Origin of the sequence: Cognatundibacterium luofuense (assembly GCF_018139685.1) — a bacterium.
Classification (GTDB): Bacteria; Pseudomonadota; Gammaproteobacteria; order Burkholderiales; family Burkholderiaceae_D; genus Undibacterium; species Undibacterium luofuense.
In genome coordinates this window covers 69,334-90,050 of sequence record NZ_JAGSPN010000014.1, presented here as the reverse complement: position 1 = coordinate 90,050, position 20,717 = coordinate 69,334, and the positions used below count along the sequence as shown (strand labels likewise).

The 20,717-nt window shown below is 52.7% G+C and carries 17 protein-coding genes; 5 read left to right on the top strand and 12 right to left on the bottom strand.

Annotated features, from left to right (window positions below; translation table 11 throughout):
- The first annotated feature begins 102 nt into the window (after positions 1–102).
- On the top strand, positions 103–711 hold the full coding sequence (plsY, locus tag KDM89_RS16500; protein ID WP_212689023.1) for a glycerol-3-phosphate 1-O-acyltransferase PlsY: 609 nt from the start codon (positions 103–105) through the stop codon (positions 709–711).
- A gap of 577 nt (positions 712–1,288) precedes the next feature.
- Here plsY and tsaD read toward each other — a convergent pair.
- From tsaD to KDM89_RS16485, 3 genes are all read right to left on the bottom strand, one after another.
- A complete protein-coding gene (gene tsaD, locus KDM89_RS16495) occupies positions 1,289–2,323 on the bottom strand; it encodes a tRNA (adenosine(37)-N6)-threonylcarbamoyltransferase complex transferase subunit TsaD (RefSeq protein ID WP_212689022.1) in 1,035 nt (344 codons plus the stop codon).
- Between the two features lie 167 nt (positions 2,324–2,490).
- Positions 2,491–5,856: a PAS domain S-box protein gene (locus tag KDM89_RS16490; RefSeq protein ID WP_212689021.1), complete on the bottom strand. Its 3,366-nt coding sequence runs from the start codon at positions 5,854–5,856 to the stop codon at positions 2,491–2,493.
- Positions 5,857–6,004: 148 nt separating this feature from the next.
- Positions 6,005–7,420, bottom strand: a complete 1,416-nt coding sequence (locus KDM89_RS16485) for an aminotransferase-like domain-containing protein (RefSeq protein WP_230427923.1) — start codon at positions 7,418–7,420, stop codon at positions 6,005–6,007.
- Between the two features lie 167 nt (positions 7,421–7,587).
- Between KDM89_RS16485 and aptA the strand changes: the two genes are divergently transcribed.
- Complete coding sequence (gene aptA / locus KDM89_RS16480; RefSeq protein WP_230427922.1) at positions 7,588–8,904, top strand: omega-aminotransferase AptA; 1,317 nt, start codon at positions 7,588–7,590, stop codon at positions 8,902–8,904.
- A 112-nt stretch (positions 8,905–9,016) separates the two neighbouring features.
- Here aptA and KDM89_RS16475 read toward each other — a convergent pair whose 3' ends face one another.
- Positions 9,017–11,086: a M13 family metallopeptidase gene (locus tag KDM89_RS16475; RefSeq protein WP_212689019.1), complete on the bottom strand. Its 2,070-nt coding sequence runs from the start codon at positions 11,084–11,086 to the stop codon at positions 9,017–9,019.
- A 319-nt stretch (positions 11,087–11,405) separates the two neighbouring features.
- Here KDM89_RS16475 and KDM89_RS16470 point away from each other — a divergent pair, with 319 nt between their 5' ends.
- Entirely contained in the window at positions 11,406–12,818 is a 1,413-nt protein-coding gene (locus KDM89_RS16470; RefSeq protein ID WP_438947527.1) for an IgA Peptidase M64, read from the top strand.
- Between the two features lie 297 nt (positions 12,819–13,115).
- On the opposite strand, the gene lgt is transcribed toward KDM89_RS16470, so the two are convergent.
- Genes lgt through KDM89_RS16455 form a run of 3 tightly spaced genes read right to left on the bottom strand, consistent with a single transcriptional unit; the run spans position 13,116 to position 15,057 of the window.
- Complete coding sequence (lgt, locus tag KDM89_RS16465; RefSeq protein ID WP_212689018.1) at positions 13,116–13,913, bottom strand: prolipoprotein diacylglyceryl transferase; 798 nt, start codon at positions 13,911–13,913, stop codon at positions 13,116–13,118.
- Positions 13,907–14,812, bottom strand: coding sequence for a LysR family transcriptional regulator (locus KDM89_RS16460; protein WP_212689017.1), 906 nt, complete (start codon positions 14,810–14,812; stop codon positions 13,907–13,909). Before KDM89_RS16460 ends, lgt begins: the two co-directional genes overlap by 7 nt.
- 8 nt (positions 14,813–14,820) lie before the next feature.
- A complete protein-coding gene (locus tag KDM89_RS16455; protein ID WP_212689016.1) occupies positions 14,821–15,057 on the bottom strand; it encodes a hypothetical protein in 237 nt (78 codons plus the stop codon).
- A 20-nt stretch (positions 15,058–15,077) separates the two neighbouring features.
- Here KDM89_RS16455 and KDM89_RS22740 point away from each other — a divergent pair, with 20 nt between their 5' ends.
- Positions 15,078–15,206, top strand: a complete 129-nt coding sequence (locus KDM89_RS22740; protein ID WP_268977880.1) for a hypothetical protein — start codon at positions 15,078–15,080, stop codon at positions 15,204–15,206.
- Positions 15,207–15,240: 34 nt separating this feature from the next.
- Entirely contained in the window at positions 15,241–15,549 is a 309-nt protein-coding gene (locus KDM89_RS16450) for a c-type cytochrome (protein WP_212689015.1), read from the top strand.
- A gap of 70 nt (positions 15,550–15,619) precedes the next feature.
- Here KDM89_RS16450 and KDM89_RS16445 read toward each other — a convergent pair whose 3' ends face one another.
- The 5 genes from KDM89_RS16445 to KDM89_RS16425 all read right to left on the bottom strand — a co-directional run bounded on the left by KDM89_RS16445 (position 15,620) and on the right by KDM89_RS16425 (position 20,717).
- Complete coding sequence (locus tag KDM89_RS16445; protein WP_189358415.1) at positions 15,620–16,765, bottom strand: branched-chain amino acid ABC transporter substrate-binding protein; 1,146 nt, start codon at positions 16,763–16,765, stop codon at positions 15,620–15,622.
- 625 nt (positions 16,766–17,390) lie between these two features.
- On the bottom strand, positions 17,391–18,941 hold the full coding sequence (locus KDM89_RS16440) for a methyl-accepting chemotaxis protein (protein WP_212689014.1): 1,551 nt from the start codon (positions 18,939–18,941) through the stop codon (positions 17,391–17,393).
- Between the two features lie 273 nt (positions 18,942–19,214).
- Positions 19,215–19,658: a hypothetical protein gene (locus KDM89_RS16435; RefSeq protein WP_212689013.1), complete on the bottom strand. Its 444-nt coding sequence runs from the start codon at positions 19,656–19,658 to the stop codon at positions 19,215–19,217.
- The gene (locus KDM89_RS16430) at positions 19,655–20,080 is read right to left on the bottom strand and encodes a DNA polymerase III subunit chi (protein WP_212689012.1); all 426 of its coding nucleotides are present in this window, start codon (positions 20,078–20,080) and stop codon (positions 19,655–19,657) included. Before KDM89_RS16430 ends, KDM89_RS16435 begins: the two co-directional genes overlap by 4 nt.
- Before the next feature lie 7 nt (positions 20,081–20,087).
- A complete protein-coding gene (locus tag KDM89_RS16425; RefSeq protein WP_212689011.1) occupies positions 20,088–20,717 on the bottom strand; it encodes a glutaredoxin family protein in 630 nt (209 codons plus the stop codon).

Sequence of the window (20,717 nt, the reverse complement as noted above, 5' to 3'; positions counted from 1 at the left end):
CAGCGCTGAAAGTAGGGAATTTGCACTCCCTTCCGTTAGAATAACGTTTTTATCTCATTTTAAGCGGAGAATCTGTGTGATTCCCCGATTTTCAGGAAGTTTATGAATACTCTGATTGCAGTGGTACTGGCGTATCTGTTGGGTTCGGTTTCGTTTGCAGTAGTGGTCAGTAAGCTGATGGGCTTGTCCGATCCGCGTACCTATGGTTCGAAAAATCCCGGTGCAACCAATGTGTTGCGTAGTGGCAATAAAGCGGCGGCCATTCTGACCTTGCTGGGTGATGCAGTCAAAGGCTGGCTGGCAGTGTGGCTGGCGCAGCATTATGCAAATGCAGCCGATCTGTCCGAAGCCGGTATCGCACTGGTCGGGCTGGCGGCGTTTATCGGTCATTTGTGGCCAGTGTTTTTCCGCTTTATCGGCGGCAAAGGCGTGGCAACCGCAGCCGGTGTACTGATCGGCATTCAGTGGCAGATGGGTCTGGGCGTACTGGCAGTCTGGTTGCTGGTGGCGTTTGCCACCCGTTACTCTTCGCTGGCTGCACTGATCGCCGCAGCCTCCGCGCCAATGATTTACGGCATGGTGTTTGGTTCTGACGTGGTATTGCTGGCAATTTTCATCATGAGCGGCTTACTGATTTACCGCCACCGTCAGAATATTGCGAACCTGATGAGCGGCAAGGAAAGCAAAATCGGCAGCAAGAAAAAAGCCTGACGCTGCAAGCTGTTCTGATCGTTTCCGGAAAACGCGCTGTTACCTTCAACAGCGCGTTTTTTTATGGCCGGACGGATCATTAGAACTCATTTCATCAATATCCGCGAGATGCGTTTGTCTCATAGCGCGGGTTGGCAAGACGGACAAGGCAATGAATAGCGGTGCTATTCACAACGCGTCCAACGCTGTCCAGCGTGCGCTATGAGGCAAACCCTCCGGGAACGGAGGTGCCGGGCGCATTGCTTTGTTGCGTCGCTTGCACAGGCACCAGCCTGTGCTGCGCAACGGCGCCGCGCACTGCCTCCCGGCACCTCGCGTTCGCACTCGTGGCTATTGATGAAATGAGTTCTAGTCAGCGGATGATTGTGCAGAACTCCGCATCAGGCATTTCCGGAGAGCCGGACTTTCTGCCGACGACCGCCGGATCGCTATGCGAAAATCCGCATTTGGGCTGTTTTCCGGCATTTTTCGGGGCTTTTTATGGCTGCTGGCTGCCGGTAGCTAGCAGGCGGGAACATGGGCTGAACGATTGCGTAATGCGCGGATGTGGCGCGTAGGTGGCGGAGAAGCGCAGGGCTCAGCCTTGCGCCGTATTCAGACCCTGTAAAGCCCAGCGCGGATTGACGTTGAAGCCGTATTCGCTGCGTGCCAGTGCCGGATCGGATTGCAGGCGCATCGCACCGGCAAATGCGATCATTGCACCGTTATCGGTACAGAATTCCAGCTCAGGATAAAACACCTGATATTTGCGGCGCGCCGCCGCTGTGTTCAGCGCATTGCGTAACTGGCGGTTAGCGCCAACGCCACCGGCAATCACCAGTCGCTGCAAACCGGTTTCTTTCAGCGCTTTCATGCATTTATGCACCAGCACATCGACAATCGCATCGACAAAGCCGCGCGCGATATCGGCTTTGACGACATCGGATAACGGTTCAGGCTGGGCTTTGACTGCTGTCAGCACAGCGGTTTTCAGGCCGGAAAAGCTGAACTGGAAATCTTTGGAATGCATCATCGGACGCGGGAACTGGAAGCTGTCCGGATTGCCCTGTTCCGCCAGTTGGGAAATCGCCGGACCACCCGGATACGGTAGCCCCAGCAGTTTGGCGGATTTATCAAAGGCTTCACCGGCAGCATCGTCCAGCGTTTCACCCAGCAGCGTGTACTGACCGACACCATCCACCCGCATTAACTGGGTATGACCGCCGGATACCAGCAAAGCGACAAACGGGAAAGAGGGTGGATTGCTGGCCAGCAGCGGCGACAGTAAATGGCCTTCCAGATGGTGTACGCCAATCACAGGTTTGTTCAGCGCCATCGCCAGACCATTGGCAAACGATGCGCCAACCAGCAGCGCACCGGCAAGACCAGGCCCTTGAGTGAATGCAATCGCGTCGATGGCTTCACGCTGTACACCGGAGTCGGCAAACACTTGTTCCAGCAAAGGCAGGGTGCGACGAATGTGATCGCGCGATGCCAGTTCCGGTACCACGCCACCGTATTCCTGATGCATGGCGATTTGTGAATGCAGGGCATGCGCCAGCAAACCCTTCTGTGTGTCATAAAGAGCAAGACCTGTCTCATCACAAGAGGATTCAACGCCGAGTACGATCATGGTGGTCGGATTCCTGAAAAAGCCGTTGCGATTGCGTGTGCAATCTGTGCAGGGTGAACATCGAAAAATGGAAAGCGCAGCGTCAGCAATGCAGGCTGGCAGCATTTGCGCCGCGCATGCCGGAATGACAAGTGCTTGTCTGTGCCATCGTCAGCGCGAACCCGGCATTATACCTGCTCAGCGGGCAGCGGGTTACACGGCAGCTCTACGTAAAAGCAGGTACCTTGCCCGGGTTCAGAATCAAAACCGATCTGGCCGTTCATTCTTTGCACCAGTTCGCGCGTAATCGCCAGCCCCAGACCGGTACCGCCGCGCTCACGGGTGTCAGAAGAATCGGCCTGCGCGAATTTCTGGAAAATCCGTTCACGGAATTCCGGCGGTATACCGCTGCCATGGTCGCAGACTTCCACCCGCACGCGCTCGCTGGTCATATGTGCCCGTACGGAAACCGTTGCACCCGAAGGTGAATATTTCACGGCATTCGACAGCAGGTTGGACAGCACCTGCATAAAACGCAGGTTATCCACTTCCACGCTGACAGCAGGAATTTCCCCCTGCAGCGCCAGTTTCACTTCACGTTTCGCACCAAACGTCTGGTTACTGTCGATACCCTGTTGCAGCAGCGGCTCCAGCGCCAGTGTCTGTAAATGCAATGCCAGCTGACCGGCGGATAATTTCTCCATATCCAGCAAATCATTGATCAGGCTGGTCAGGCGCTGACTGTTTTGTGCGGCGATATTCAGCAGCGGAGCCAGCGCAGGTGGCAAGTCACCGGTTGCGCCACCGAGTATCAGACTGATGGCGCCTGAAATCGACGTCAGCGGCGTCCGCAATTCGTGGCTGACTGTGGAGATAAATTCCGACTTAATGTTTTCCAGTCGTTTGCGTTCCGTGATATCGCGCAGCAGGGCAATGTATAAAGGTTTGCTCTGGCGCCGTACGACCGAAACCGAAACGTCGACGGTAATCACACGGCCATCCTGACAGCGGGCTTCCAGTTCGCGCGGTGCAGCAGGTAAATTCCCCGGCAGCATGGCCCGGATTTCGGACAGCACATTCCATTGTTCATCCTGATTAGCAAACAGGCAGCGTACATGCTGGCCAAGCAAGGCCTCTTTTTCGTAACCGAATAAGCGTGCGGCCGCCGGATTGATTGCATCCAGCAAACCCTGATGGCTGATCGTAATGATGCCTTCCGATACATTATCCAGAATCGCCTGAATATGTGCGGCATGATCCTGCAGCGTTTGCGCCTGTTCCTTCTGCGCAGTGATGTCCTGCACGATGCCGTACACGCTGGATAACTGCTGATCTTTGCGCTGCGGCAGCGCAATCACACGCACCCAGCGCAGATTCAGCAGCGGCGTGATGATCTTAAATTCTTCGTCAAAACCGTGTCCCTCATGCACTGCCGCATTCAGCAAATTCGCTAAACGGTCACGATGTTTCCCGGCTTTGTAGAACGCCAGTACCTGCTCCGCCGAGCTGATTTCCTGTTCCGCTGCTTCATGGATTTCACGGGTTACCTTGCTCCAGAAAAAGCGTCCGCTTTCAATCGCATATTCCCAGGTGCCGATACGCGCAGCGGCATTCGATTGCTCCAGCAAAGCATATGCATGCGCCAGTTTTTCTTCAGCCAGCCTTTCCGGCGTTACATCCTGATGGCTGCCGGACATCAGCAGCGGATTGCCGTCACTGTCCCAGCTCACCACGCAACCACGGTCACGTATCCATACCCAGTGGCCATTTTTGTGGCGCAGGCGGGTGATCATATCGAAATACGGAATCTCGCCACGGAAATGGCTTTCAATCATCGCAGTGACCGCGGGCTTGTCGTCCGGATGCAGAATCTCCAGCCAGGTCTCAGCCGATGTCGGCTGCAATTCTTCCAGCGTGTAGCCGAGCATTTGGGCCCAGCGTTCGTTAAACACGGTATTGCCGGTCGGGATATGACATTCCCAGGTGCCGATCTGCGTGCCTTCAATGATGTTCGCCAGCCTGCGTTCGCTTTCCTGATGCTGTTTGCGGTAGCGCCATGCGGAAACCAGCTGACCAATCGCAATCAGAACCGGATGCAGAACGCTGGCGTTTTCCGCTTCGTAGCCACCTGCGCGGTTACCAAGACCAACCACCGCAAGCATTTGCCCCTGATGATGGACAGGCAAGCCCATAAACGCTTTCAGTGGCGGATGCCCGTCCGGTGTGCCACCGGCGCGCGGATCTTGCTGCGGATCATTGGAAATGACGATATCGCGGGAAGTCATCACCTGACCAAACAGGGAGTGCAGATTCCGGAATTCAATGCCTTTGGTTTTTGCCATCCGGTAATGATCCTGACTGTGCTGATCCCAGGCGATATTGGTCACTGCGAACAGCTTCAGATACGGCTGACCGTGCTCATACAGCACTTCACCGATAAAACCGAATTCACTGTCTGTCAGTTGTGTGACGCGGTCCAGCAATAACTCAAAACCGGGATTTAAATCGTCGCCGCTGATGAAATAACTCTGCGCTTTCGCAATTGCTTCATTAATTTGCTGTTGCTGATGCAGCGAACGGTCCAGTTCCAGTCTGCGCAGGGTTGCGCTGATCCAGTCGGAGAGAATCGTGATGAATTCAATTTCCGGATCGGTAAATGCTTGCTGTCGTGGCTGACGCGATGAAAATCCCAGCGTGCCGTAGCGGGTCTGATTCACAAAGACCGGCGCGCCTGCATAGCACTCTTGTCCGAAACGCTGATAGCTCGGATGGCTGGCATAGGGGCTGAGTGCCATATGCTCAATACACAGCACCTGATGCGTGTGATTCAGCAAATCTGAGTAAGACGCGCCGCGCGGCACGGGAAATGCATTCAGCAAATCATCGTGTTCCGGGTAATGGGCGAGCAGGTCAATCTGATCTCCCTGAATGCGCGAAATCACGGCGCGTTCCATTTGCAGGTATTCGCAACCGAGCGCCAGCATATCGCGCAGCAACATCAGATTGTCTTCGGATGACAGTGCCGTAATGCGTGTCAGGGTCAGTAAGGCGCCGTGCTGGCGCTGTGCCAGCATGCCGCGTACTTCCGCTTCCACGCAATCCGCCAGATCACGCAGTCCGGCCAGTTGTTCCGGCGATGGCTGCATCGCCTCGCGGCCGATCACACACAGCGTGCCTATCTTGGCACCGTTGCGCGCACGCAGAGGTGCTCCGGCATAAAAACGGATATGCGGTTCACCGGTGACCAGCGGGTTGTCAGCAAATCGTTCATCCTGCAAGGCATCCGGAATGCAGAGTATCTGATCGCCGAGAATGGCGTGGCCGCAAAAGGAGATATCGCGCGGTGTTTCTCTGACGCCTAAACCCTGACAGGATTTAAACCACTGACGATTACTGTCGACCAGCGAAACCAGTGCCACCGGTACCTGAAACAGTGTTTGTGCAAGCCGTGTCAGACGGTCAAAGCGTTCTTCCGGCGGCGTATCCAGCAAGCCACTCTCGTGCAGAGTTTTCAGTCGCAGAGCTTCATTGGCGGGGATAGCCGGAACGCGCATAGTGCTGGATCAGGAGTGTCTGGGAATGGCAGCAGGATAGCATATGCGCTCAGGTTTTCTGCATACTCTGCGGCGCAGCGGTAGTGCGCGAATTGTGGACTGCAACACGGCGACGAAGCTTAGCGTTGTGCGTTGTCTGCCTGCGACTTTATTGCAACAGCTTACGCAAAAACTGAAATAAGCGGGCATCGTTGGCATGCGCCACATTAAAGCGCCACCAGCAACGGTTGCTGATACCGGTTTCAAAAAATGTAGCTGGTGCCAGCAAGATGCCCTCGGCACGGGCACGGTCTGCCACTTCACGCGCATCCAGTCCGCTATCCGGCAAACCGGCGCTCAGAAACATGCCGCCTTCCGGTTTCGCCAGCAATTGCAATCCGAGCGAAGCAAATTGTTCCTGTACTTCCTGTTGGGCCAGATCCAGATGGCGGCGCAGGCGTTCAAGCATGCGCCGGTACTGGCCGGACTGAATCGCATGTAACACTGCCCGTTCATTGATTTCAGAGGTCGTCAGACCACTCAGCATTTTCATCTGTAATAAGACCGGCATCATGTCGCCCGGTACGCAAACGGAGCCGACACGCAGACTGGGCGACAGGGTTTTTGAGTAACTACCGATACGGAAAACACGCTGTAAACCATCCAGTGCTGCCAGCGACGGTGCATTGCGCACACTGAGTTCTCGGTAGATATCATCTTCCACCAGATAAAACTGATGTTGCTCTGCCAGCGCCAGCAAACGGTGCGCCTGCGGCTGGCTGAGGCTGGTGCCGATAGGATTCTGAAGTACTGTGTTAACAAACATCAGACGCGGCTTGTGTTCTGCTGCCAGTCTTTGCAGGGCTTGCAGATCCAGACCATCGGCAGTGCGCGGAATACCGATCAGCTGACAACCGTGGGCACGAACCAGCGCCATCAGATTACTGTAGCCCGGTGTTTCTATCATGACGCTGTCACCGGGTTTGCACAGGCAGCGCAGAATCAGGTCAAAGGCATGGGTTGCGCCGTGGGTCAGCAGGATCTGGTCAGCAGACACTGTGAACAAATCCTGTGACAGCGTTTGTGCCAGATGCTGACGCAGCGCGGGAAACCCGGCCGGATGCCCGTAGCCGCGCAGGCGCTGCGCCGGAATCCGCATGGCTTGCCGCACTGCATCCGGCAGCGTATCTGCGCCATACCATTCCGGCGGCAGCCAGCCGGAACCCGCCAGCAGCGAAGCACTGACGCCGCTGTACCAGTCCGGACTCAGGGCATCAAACACCGGTTCCCGCACCGGGGTGTTCAGATCGCTGACAGCCCGTTTTTTGACAAAGTAACCGGCACCGCGTCTGGCTTCCGTCAAGCCCAGATTAATCAGCCTTTCATAAGCTTCCACCACGGTGAATGTGCTGACCTGATACTGCGTCGCAAACTGGCGTACCGATAATAAACGCGCTCCCGGTTTTAAGGTCTGACGTTCAATCTGCTGGCGCAGCGCCTGCACAATCTGATCAACCAGACTGATTTCACTCTGACGCTGCAGTGTCAGTTCAGGGTAGCCGGGGACGGGAGTATGGGCATTCATGGCGGCAAACATAAGCGGTGACCATCACAATATAAACTGTACTGGTCAGCTTGTCTGCACAGTTGTTGGCTGTGCGCTGCAGTGTATATGTGGATCGCCATCCGGGGCGGGTAGGATAGTGCAGATCATCCGTTGCGCTGGCAACGGAGCCACCAGTCCAAGGAGAAATGATGCCGACTTCAGCGCAAATGCAGGCTTACTGGATGCCGTTTACGGCGAATCGTGATTACAAGGCATCGCCGCGTATCGTGGCATCTGCCAAAGGCATGTATTACTACGATCAGCAGGGACGTGGGATTCTGGACGGTACAGCAGGTTTGTGGTGTGTTCCCGCCGGCCACTCGCATCCGAAAATTGTGGAAGCTGTGCAACAGGCAATCGCCACGCTGGATTATGCACCGGCGTTTCAGATGGGACATCCGGCCGCGTTTGAGTTTGCAGAACAACTGATCGAATACACCGGACACAAATTCGGACAAGTGTTTTATACCAACTCCGGTTCCGAAGCCGTGGACACCGCGATGAAAATGGTACTGGCCTATCACCGTGCCCGTGGTGAAGCACAGCGTACCCGTTTCATCGGACGTGAACGTGCTTACCACGGTGTCGGCTTTGGTGGTATGTCAGTCGGCGGCTTACCGGCGAACCGCAAACAGTTCGGCCCTTTGCTGCAGGGTGTCGATTATCTGCGCCATACCGCCTTGCCGGAAAACCGCTTCAGCAAAGGCTTGCCGGAACACGGCGCAGAACTGGCAGATGATCTGGAACGCCTGATCCAGCTGCACGATGTCTCGACGATTGCCGCTGTGATTGTGGAACCGGTTTCCGGTTCTGCCGGTGTGATTCTGCCGCCTGCCGGTTATCTGCAGCGTTTACGGCAATTGTGCGACCAGCACGGCATCTTATTAATTTTTGATGAAGTGATTACCGGTTTCGGACGACTGACGACGCCGTTCGCCAGTGATTATTTCGGCGTGACACCGGATCTGATGACAACCGCCAAAGGTTTAACCAATGGCGTCGTGCCGATGGGGGCGGTATTCAGTCATCCGAAAATCTATCAGACGCTGACAGATAGTCCGGCAGGCATAGAATTTTTCCACGGCTATACTTACTCCGGCCATCCGCTGGCTTGCGCAGCCGGTCTGGCGACGCTGCAGGTGTTTAAAGAAGAGGGCATTCTGCACCATGCCGCCGGTATGGCATCGTACTGGGAAAGTGCATTACATTCTCTGAAGGGCTTGCCGCATGTAACGGATATCCGCAATCTGGGGCTGATCGGTGCAATTGAACTGGAAACTGTACCCGGCAAGCCGGGCGCCCGTGCAATGGCGGTGTATAAAAAAGCGTTTGCTGAAGGCGTACTGATCCGTACGACCGGTGACATCATTGCCTTGTCGCCGCCGCTGATTCTGGATAAATCGCATATCGATGTATTGTTTGCCAAACTGCACGATATTTTGTCGCATCCTGAATCATTCTGAGCTGCGATAAAAAAACTGCCGGTCGCTGACAGCGCCGGCAGTTTTTCTTTTTTACGACTCCTGCTGATCCCGCCTGCGTACATCAGCACGCAAACGAGATCGTAGTAAAGGCTTACCAGATTTTGATACGTTTTTCCGGTGCCACAAACATCTTGTCGCTTTCCTTGACGCCGAATGCATCGTAGAAGCCCTGAATGTTGGTCAGTGGCGCATTGCCGCGTACTGCAGCAGGAGAATGCGGATCAGTGGCCAGCAGACGGATCGTTTCTTTATCACGTGCCTTACCGCGCCATACCTGAGCCCAGCCGATAAACACGCGCTGTTCACCGCTGAAACCATCAATAGTGGTGGATGGTTTGCCGCCCAGCGACAATTTATACGCTTTATACGCAATCGACAAACCGCTGTTGTCAGCGATGTTTTCGCCCAGTGTCAGTTTGCCGTTAACATTGTAACCAGGCAGCGGGCTGTAGCCTTCGTACTGTGCAACCAGCGCAGAAGTCAGGCGGCCAAAGTTTTCTTTATCTTTGGCTGTCCACCAGTCACGCAGATTACCGTCGCCGTCGGACTGGCTGCCGGAATCATCGAAGCCGTGGCTGATTTCATGGCCAATGACTGCACCGATACCGCCGTAATTCACTGCGTCATCTGCTTCCGGATTGAAGAAAGGCGCTTGCAGAATAGCTGCCGGGAACACGATTTCATTCATGCGTGAGTTGTAATACGCATTCACGGTTTGCGGGCTCATGCCCCATTCTTTGCGGTCAATCGGTTTGCCGAGTTTCGCCAGCTGGCGCTGATAACCGGCTTCACGGCCACGCTGAATATTGCCGATCAGATCGCCTTTTTTGATATCCAGTTTGCTGTAGTCACGCCAGACTTCCGGATAACCGATTTTCGGTGTGAATTTCGACAGCTTGGTCAGTGCTTCTTTTTTGGTTTCCGGGCTCATCCAGTCCAGCGTCTCAATACTTTCTTTATACGCTGTGATCAGGTTGCCGACCAGTTTTTCCATACGGGCTTTGTATTCCGGCGGGAAATATTTTTCCACGTACAGTTTGCCCAGTGCTTCAGACAGACTTTCTTCCACACGGCCGACACCGCGTTTCCAGCGTGGCTGATTTTCCGGTACGCCGCGCAGTTTCGCGCCGTAGAACTGGAAATCTTCATCGACAAAACGTTTGGACAGCAGTGGTGCATAGGCACTCAGAACACGCCATTCCAGATAGGATTTCAGGGTTTCTTCCGGTGTGGCTGCAATCACTGCAGACAGTTTGGTCAGGAAATCCGGTTGGCGGATAATCACGTAATCAACTTTATTGCCGACACCGTTTTCCGTGAAAAATGCTTTCCAGTCAAAGCCCGGCATCACTTCTGCCAGTTTGCTCATCTCGGTTTTGTTATACGTTTTGACCGGATTACGGTTCGCAACTTTATCCCACTGCACACGGGCGATCTCGGTTTCCAGCGCGAAAATGGCTTGTGCGTGCTCAGCTGCTTTTTTGTCGCCGCGCATGGTCAGCATATTAGTGATATGGCTGATGTAAGCGTCGCGCGAGTCTTTGTATTTATCGTCCAGATAGTAGTCACGATCAGGCAGACCCAGACCACCCTGGCTCAGGTACACCGCGTATTTGGTGGAATCTTTGCCATCCTGACCAATACCCATTTGCACCGGCAGACCTACGCCCAGTTTCGCCAGATTTGCCATCAGGCCAGCCAGATGCTGTTTATCTTTCAGGGCTTCGATTTTTTTGAAGACCGGCAGCAAAGGCTGAATGTCTTTTTTCTCAATCGTCGCTTCATCCATGAAGCTGTTGTACAGATCAGCGATCTTCTGTTCGTTGCTGCCTGCTTTCAAATGTTTTTCTGCCGCCAGACGTTCGATAATTTCAAACGAGCGTTTTTCGGACAAATCACGCAATTCATCAAACGAGCCGAAGCGCGAACGGTCAGCCGGAATTTCAGCGCTGTTCAGCCATTTGCCGGAAACAAAGCGGTAAAAATCATCCTGCGGACGCACGCTCTGATCGATCCATTGCAGATCGACGCCGGATTTCTGAGAAGCGGCAGCAGCAGTGGAAGAAGCAGCGGGAGTTTTAGTCGCAGGTGCGGCGATACTTGCTTGTGTCATGCTGCCAAACGCAGCCAGCAGCGCAAGTGCAATCATAGAATGACGCATAAGATTTCCTCGTTCAGGTCAGTTGTCGGATGGAGTGCGGTTGTTTTTCTCAAAGACGTTGCATATCCGCATCACAGCCACTTTGACGAACAAAGCCTATGAAAGTTCAGGCAAGCCGGTAAAAAACGAATATTCGTTTGCAGACTGAAAATACCGTGGCGTAAGCGATGTGAAAATATTGCCAAAAAAGACAGTTTACAAAATTACTGTGTTCTCGCAGGCAAAACGAAGGATGCAGAGAGCTGCATACTGTCCTTCATCACCCGATTACAATGCACAGACCGGATTGCACCGCATAACAGAAACCAACACAGGAGTCATGATGAATACAACGATACGCCGGCTGACCGGCGCAATGCTGGCCACACTGGGCATGTGCAGCAGTGTGGCGATGGCTGCCAGCGCCACTGTCAGGCTGGATTACCAGCACAGCGGTAATGCCAAATCTGAGCACTATGCAATGGAGCGTGTGCTGATCGAGCCTTTGCCATGGGCGGGTAATCCGAAAAAAGCGATTGATGATACCGATCGCGGCAATAACAAATTTGAAGTGCGTGATGCTGCCACCGGCGCTTTGCTGTACTCACGCGGGTTCTCGACAGTGTTTGCCGAATGGCAGAGTACCGATGAAGCAGCGCAGACAGACCGCAGCTTTCAGGAAAGCCTGCGTTTTCCGAAACCGGAAAAGCCGGTTAAAGTCAGCGTACTGAAGCGCGACGCTGACAATCGTTTCGTACCGGTCTGGAGCGTGCAGGTGGATACCGATGCGCAGGGCGTGATCCGCAAGCAACCGGACAGCGGTTTGAAACCGATTAAAGTGCATTATTCCGGCCCTTCAGAAGACAAAGTGGATTTGCTGATTCTGGGCGACGGTTACACTGCAGCGGAAATGCAAAAGTTTGAAGCCGACGCGAAGCGTCTGACCGCACACTTATTTTCAGTAGCGCCGTTTAAACAACGTGCGAATGATTTCAATGTGTGGGCACTGGCCGTGCCGACGCCGGAATCCGGTGTTTCGCGTCCCTCCACCGGCGTGTATCACGCTTCCGCGCTGGGCAGCAGCTACGATATTTTCGGTAGTGAACGCTACATCCTGACACTGGATAACACAGCGCTGCGCAATATCGCACAAAATGCGCCTTACGAATTTATCGAAATTCTGGTCAATAATCAGACTTACGGCGGTGGCGGTATTTTTGGTCAGTTCAGTACCGCAGCAGCGGGCAGCGACTGGTCGAACTATCTGTTTGTGCATGAGTTCGGACACCATTTTGCCGGTCTGGCCGATGAGTATTACACCTCGCCGGTGGCGTACCAGAGCACGGGTGAATTCAAAGAGCCGTGGGAGCCGAATGCAACTGCGCTGAAAGATCCGACCAAACTGAAATGGAAGCAGTATGTGAATGCGTCCACGCCGTTGCCGACACCGTGGCCAAAACAAGTGTATGACGATGCATCCCGCGCTTATCAGAAAAAACGTGCTGAACTGCGTGCGCAGAATCGTCCGGAAACGGAAATGAATGAATTGTTCCGTAAGGATCTGGCGCGTTCGACTGCTTTACTGGACAGCTCAAAACATCGTCACGATGTGGGGGCATTTGAGGGTGCGAACTATGAATCCACTGGTTACTTCCGTCCGGAAATGCAGTGCATTATGTTCGACCGCAGCGAGAAGTTCTGCCACGTCTGCCACGACGCGATCATCAACATCATCGATTTGTATTCACGCTGATTGTTATTATCCGCAATGGCAAAGAACCGTCTTCGTTACCGGAGGCGGTTTTTTTTTATGTCCGGCGCAGTGACATCGCTGGCTCATGCCTGAAACCGGCTGGCGGGCAGGTTTGGGGGCTGAAAATGCCTCAAATGCGGTGTTCAGCACAGCACCCTGGCGGTCGTCGGCAGAAAGTCCGGGCCTTCAGAATCGGGTGATGACGATCTTTGCACAATGGAGGCGTACGCAGGCCAGCAAAAAGCCCGTTTCCGGTGACGGAGAACGGGCTTGCAGCAGTTATTGCTGATTAGCGGATCAGGCAGTTTTTGCGGAGCGGTAAGACCAGAGCAGGCAGACCACACCAACGATCACCATCGGTACGGATAACATCTGTCCAGCGGAGATGCTGATGCCTGCGAAATCGACCATATAGTCCGGTGTACGGAAATATTCTGTCAGGAAGCGGGCGCAGCCGTACAGCAGCGCATACAGCGATGCCACTGCCAGTCGCGGACGCGGTTTGCGCGCAAACCACCACAGAATGATAAATACCAGCACGCCATCCACCAGTGCCTGATAAATCGGTGAAGGATGGACTGGCATTGCCTGTCCCGGCCACATCATCGCCCACGGCAAATCTGCAGAAGCCACACGGCCCGGTAATTCATGGTTGATAAAGTTGCCGATACGTCCGGCGGCATAACCCAGCGGCACCAGTGGCGCAATGAAGTCATACACATCGGTCAGCTGCATGCCGGCTTTACGCGCCCATAATGCCATCGCAATCACCACGCCGATAAAGCCGCCGTGGAAAGACATGCCGCCTTTCCACAACATGAAAATTTCCAAAGGATGGCTCATGTAATACGAAAAGCCATAGAAGAACACTTCACCGAGACGCCCGCCGAGCACCACACCGAGTACGCCGTAAAACAGCATGTCGTCGATGTGTTCGGCATTCCAGCCTTTGGCGGCAATATGCGGCAAGCGCAGCCGCAGACGACCCAGCAGCACAAACTGCGTAAAGGCGACGAGGTACATCAGACCGTACCAGTGCACTGGCCAGTCAAAGATCCGGAAAGCGACCGGATCAGGATTCGGGTGTATCAGCATGAGGAAGACAGTAAAAACGGTAAAAAATGTTGCAAGGCCGGTGCCGGCATATCTTTGCGCCACGCAATGCCGGTTTCCACCAGCGGCGCGGCGTTAAGCAACCGGTGATAGACAACGCCAGGGCGCTGTAAGTTCGCCACCGCCTGCGGAACCAGTGCCACGCCCATACCGGCTGCAACCAGCCCGATAATGGTTTGCATTTGTATCGCTTCTTGCGCAACTACCGGTGTCAGCCCGTGTTCGCGGTAAAACGAGAGTATGGTGTCGTGCAGCGCGGCGGCAATTTTACGCGGAAACAGAATCAGCGGTGCGCCGGCAATATCCTGCAGACTGACGCCACCGGCTGGCAAACTCATACTGTCCGGTGCTGCGACAATCAGCGGTTCCGTTCGGATGGTCTGATACGAGATCATCGATTGCAGATGTGCAGGAACCGGCGGAATCAGTAAGCCGGCATCAATTTCACCTTCCTGCAGCATACTGAGCTGGCGGTCGGTGGTGGCTTCGTGCAACTCGATACGAATGCCGGGAAAGGCTTCGCGGTAGGCTTTCAGGGTGCGCGGCAGGATGCTGTAATCCGCAATCGATATGAATGCGAGCCGCAGCGTACCGGCTGTTCCGGCAACGACTTCCTGCAGCACAGGCGCTAAATTCTCAGCTTGTGCCAGAATGCGGCGTGCTTCCGGCAGCAGGGCCAGTCCGGCTTCGGTCAGCGCAATCTGGCGCGTGGTACGGACAAACAGCGCAACACCCAGCGTGGCTTCCAGATTCTGTACCGATTGCGACAGCGGCGGCTGCGTCATATTCAGGCGCTGTGCCGCACGACCGAAATGCAATTCTTCAGCAACTGCGATGAATTGCTTTAACTGGCGCAACTCGGGTAGGTGGGGTTCACGCATAAGGCCAATCAGCGTTTGCGTTCATTTTTCTGATTGAACGCACGCTTGACCCGTTCTTTGCGGATAGCGTCGTAGTGCAGATCTTGTTTCTTTGCATCCAGACCGAACAGGCGTTCCAGAAATTCAAACCAGACAAATGCAAATACCGCACCGCCGACCAGCCACCACCATGAGGCTTCCGCAAAGACCCAGATGCCTGCCAGTTTGAGTATCAGAAACAACACCAAAGGAATAATCAGAATCATATCCGTCCCGGAATGAAGCAGTGAGTTCTCGTATTTTCACCGCAGTAATTAGCAAAAAATTGCAAAACAAGACAGCAGAGATTAAAGCGGAATTTGCAGCAGGTCAATCAGCAAACCCCGTATCTGCCGCACACTCACAATCGCGCTAAAATGAATGCGCTTTATCTTAACCAGGAGAATGTAATGAAATACAAACTGATGCTGGCAGCGATGATGGCTGCGCTGGCTTCCGGTTCTGCTTTTGCAAATGCAGACCTCGCTAAAGCGAAAAACTGCATGGCATGCCACAATGTAGATGCCAAAGTCGTTGGCCCTGCATACAAAGAAGTAGCGAAGAAATATGCTGGTGATAAAACCGCTGAAGCAAAGCTGGTTCAGAAGGTTTTAAAAGGCGGCAGTGGTACATGGGGTGCGATTCCGATGCCAGCCAATACGCAAGTGACTGAAGCAGAAGCCAAAACACTGGTGAAATGGATACTGGCGCTGAAATAATCCATTCAGCACCTGAGACCAAAAAAAGCCCTGCAATTGCAGGGCTTTTTGTTTTACCGGATGCTGACGATTATTTTGTCACGCTCAGGATTTCACGCTGACCACCTTTGTAGGTGTACAGAGTCAGTGTACCGTCTTTGATGTCGCCTTTGTCATCAAATGCGATGTCACCGGTTACGCCGCGGTATTTGATTTTCTTCAGTACTGGCAGGTATTTCGCTGGTTCTGCGGAACCGGCTTGTTTCATGGCTTCAACCATGACCATGACGGAATCGTAAACATACGGTGCATAGATCTGAACCTGAACACCATATTTTTTCTTGAATGCTGCTTTCCAGTCATCGCTGATTTTCTTCTGAGCTTCCAGAACACCACCTGCTTCAGCACAAACTACCTGGCCTTCGCCGATGCCGTCACCAGCCAGTTTAGGCAAGTCAGCGGTACAGATACCGTCACCACCCATGAACTTAGCATTGATACCCAGTGCTTTCATTTGCTTCAGCATAGGACCGGCAACTGCGTCCATACCGCCAAAGAAAATCAGGTCTGGTTGTTTTGCTTTGATGGTGGTCAGAATCGCTGCGAAGTCATTGGACTTGTCAGTTGTATGCTCAGTCGCAACAACTTCTGCGCCCTTACCTTTTGCGCCCTTGATAAATTCTTTTGCAACGCCTTCACCGTATGCTGTTTTGTCGTCGATGACAGCAATTTTCTTCGCTTTGGAGATTTGCACAGCAAAGCGACCCAGTGTACCACCCAGCTGACCGTCATTCGCTACAACGCGGAATGCGCCTTTGAAGCCCTGATTGGTGTAAGGAACAGCAGTTGCGGAAGGGGAAATCTGTGGAATACCTGCATCGTTGTAAATTTTGGAAGCAGGGATCGTTGTACCGGAGTTCAAATGGCCGATAACGCCGTTAACTTTCGCGTCAACCAGTTTTTGAGCAACGGTTGTACCTTGTTTAGGATCGCCGCCGTCATCTTCTGCCAGCAGTTCGAACTTCACTTTTTTACCGCCGATGGTCACGCCTTTGGCATTCAGATCTTCGATCGCCATTTTCGCGCCGAGTTCGTTGTCTTTACCCAGGTGAGCAATCGCGCCGGAAACAGGACCAACGTGACCAATTTTAACCACCATCTCCTGAGCCGCTGCAGTACCGGCGAAAGCGAAGGCAATTGCGCCAGCCAGTGGAATCATTTTAGTTTTGAACGACATGTATGTACTCCTAAGGTTTATCAAGTAGGACAAGGTAATTGCTTAACCAACTTATTCAGACAACTGAATAAAATAAAAGGTACATCAGAAAAATTGTTTAGCAAAGCGATTTTGTGCGGTTTTTTACTGAAAAGGACAATTTTTGTACGTCACAAAAAAGCGCAATGCTGCAGTGTGCCGCGCACTTTTTTTGTGCGGCGGCATAGTAATGAAGGAAAGGAAAATTGCCGTTTTTATTTCTGTGCAGATTTATCTCTTTCCGGTGTAGTGGCCTCTCTGACAATCTTATACAGAGAAGGGCAAACGGCGACTTTTTCGGCCTGATGTCGCGGAAGCAGGTGGTTTTTCGCATAGTTTGCGATCTTGCAACCTCGTGAGGCGGATATTTTTGAGGTCGTTTTATTGCGGTGCACAATCAACCGATTGCTGAATCAGGTATAGGTGAAATTTTGATTTCCGGTTGCACAGAATTGCGGTTGAAGAGATGCTGATAGTCTGATTTTGTGGGGAGGATGCAACATTTATCTGGCGGTACGGAGTGGGTTGGTTACCCGATGCGTTTTTGCCGCTGTGGAAAAAGCCTGGGTCAGCGGCACACACCAGTTCGCCGGTGTGTGCCTTCCGGTTATCGGTTCAGACGGAAAATACTGGTCAGTTTTGCAAGATGTGCGGACTGATCTTCCAGCGCTTTGGATGCTGCGGCCGCTTCTTCAACCAGTGCCGCATTTTGCTGAGTCGCTTCATCCATCTGGATAATGGCCTGATTTACTTCTTCAATTCCGCTGCTTTGCTCCTGACTGGCTAATGAAATTTCACTGATCATTTCACTGACTTTATTGACGTCGGATACTAACTGCCGGATGGTGCTGTCCGTACGCTGAACTTGCTGTTTGCCCGACTCAACTTTATTAACAGAGTCGTCAATTAAGCCTTTGATTTCACGTGCTGCAGCAGCACTGCGCTGTGCCAGCGTACGTACTTCCGACGCTACCACGGCAAATCCTCGGCCCTGCTCGCCGGCTCTTGCCGCCTCTACAGCGGCATTCAGCGCCAGAATATTGGTTTGAAAAGCGATGCCATCGATCACACCGATAATATCTGTGACCTTACCGGACGATTCGCTGATTTCCTGCATGGTTGCGGTCAGTTGAGAGATCGAATTTCCACTTTCATTGGCAGTGGCAGCTGCATTCTGAGAAAGCTTCTGTGCAGCGATGGCACTGGCTGCGTTCTGCCTGACGGTAGAGGTCAGCTCTTCCATTGCGGAGGCAGTCTCCTCCAGTGAGCCAGCCTGCTGCTCGGTACGGTTAGATAAATCCTGATTGCCCTGTGCAATTTCCGACGACGCGATGGAAATTGTATCTGCACCGTGCCGGACTTCACCCACCAGTCTTTGCAGGCTATTGCTCATGACAGAAATTGCGTTCATTAACCGGCCGATTTCATCCGTGGAGCGCACTTCAATGTGACGAGTCAGATCCCCCTTTGAGACGGACTCTGCGACGGACACTGCATGCTCAAGATGACTTGCGATCCAGCGTGCAAAGAATACAGCCAGTGCAATTGCTGCAACCACGATCAGCAGAATGACAGCAATCACGCCATTTCTGGAATTTTCATATACTGAATTTGCCTGCTCACTCGCTTCGTCAGCTGCTTTTTCGTTCTGATTGGAAATGGATTCGATCTTTTCATTCATTGCACGAAACAGCTTATTGGACTCGCCTTTAAACATATTGCGGGCATCTTCTTTACTGCCGTCGCGCGACAGTTGCAACATCGCCTGATTAACTTTCAGGTACTGATTCAGTAAATCTTTCCACTCTGCATAAGATTTTTTCTCCTCATCTGCTGCAGGAACTTTTTCATATTCTGTTTGTTGCTTTTTCAGGGTTTCAAGGCGGCTCGTCATCGCTTTTTCATTGCTTTGCATATCAGTCTCACTTGCCGCAGCGATATGGCTGGCTTCTGAAATACGAAAACGCGCTGTTGATAATTGCAGCTTGGCAACAGACTCAACGCTTGGCAAGGAATCCGTTGCAATAAATGAGGATGCATGATTCAGTTTGACCAGCGATGAGAGTGAAAACAGCCCAAGGCATACATTCAAAACAATAAGTACACTGAATGCCGCGATGAGTTTTCCGCCGATACTGAGGTTACGAAACCAGTTCATATTCTGACCTTGTTATTTTAGGAATAAAGAAACTGCACGAGTAATAAACAACAACTTCCAAAGCTGATTATTTCGGAAAATTTTTACGCGTTGATGTCGCACAATGAAGTTGTAGCTTACCATGTCAAATATGGCACTGGTATATTGGAAAAGTGAATATTGCCATGCGGCCAAAAAAATACTGGCGTAACTCACTTTCGGGAGGAATGAGGGTAAATGTAGTAAATGGTACAGCCCTGATTGCTGCAGCTGCAAACGAGGACTGGATTTGACTCAGCTGCCGTTTTTGCCGGAACGTATTTTTAACAATTCCTGTTGCACAGAGCGGGTTACCAGCTCATTTAAAGAGTTGGCAAGACCAATCCGGATTTCATCTGCAAGCTTATCGACAGCAGTTTGCAGAACATCAGCCAGTCCGTCGCGGACCCGGTGTTCAAGCACAAAATCAACCCGGGTCAGTACCTGCTTCAGTACGGCCTCCCTGACGGTGAGTTCCATTGCGTCCCAATCCAGTTCCGGGGCGCCAGATAAAGTAACAGGACTATCGGTAATTGTAGACGTACTGTCTGTCATCAGTGGCGTGTCCAGAACTGGAATGTCGTCAGAGATGACAGGAGATACAGGCACCACTGCAGCACTGACTGATGCACTGTTTTCTTCAATAGCTTCAATTATTTCTGTTAAAACAGGGATGTTTGCGTCGTTTACAGTGGTCATGCGGTCGCCTGGAAATGATGTAACTCGTGGCCGGATTGCTGATATTGACGGTAACGCTGACGACCAGCCTGGATATCATCCTCATTGCGACTGACTATTTCAATCATGCGCTCGAATTGTGCGAACTGCTGCGGTGTGTACTGGGACAAATTCAGCAGGATGCTGGTTTTGTCTGTCTGCACGGGAGTCGGTTCAGCGGCTGTCAGAAGTACGGCAGAATACTTCGACTGTGCGCTGTCAGCACTGGCGTGCGGGATGAATTCCTGTTCGGAAATAGTCCACAGTGCTTCATCAAGAATGCGCAACTGGCGGCTGTCCGGATGAAATACCGTTATGTGGTTATCCGCCTGATACGCTTTCCGGATCAGGCGGCAACAATAACTTAATCTGTCAGCAACGTTGCTGTGAAAGTCTATGCGCATACCGCGTTCAAAACTGAAAAGCGGTATTTTGCTCCTGTTTTTGCGGTTTAGGAATATTCTGCGCTTTTTTGCGGGAATTTTTTGATTCTGTCACTGCAGTAGGTGGCGTTGCTGTAACCGGAGCCAGGGCTTCCGGTGGTGCGTTTTTATAATCAGAGGGCAGGCGGCTCGACGCCGGATAACCTGAATTTTGCAATGCCTGGCGGATTTCTTCCGGTGTGAATCCACGCAAACGCTGTCCGCCGATTTGTAAGAACGGTAGTTGCGTATCGCCGGATATCTGCTGGAATTTTTCAATATCCTGATCGGTAGTCACCGTTTTCTCGGTGTAAGGAACGCCTTGTGATCGCAACAGATTCTTCGCATCCTGGCATGGTCCGCAATTATTGCCGGTATAAATGGTGACGGGCGCATTTTGTACCGCCAGCGCCAGTTCGTACGGCAAGCTGGCGGTATTGGCAGGTTTGCTCAGACTGCGGGTTTCAACCAGTTTTTGTCCCGGAGGTGGCGGTGTGTCAGAATAAATCCAGCGACCATCAGGGCCGACCGACTTATACAACTGTGCTTGCGCCGCCGTTGCTCCGGCGAGGCAGGCGACCGCCAGACTGAGACTGAAAAACTGCTTTAAATGCCGCAT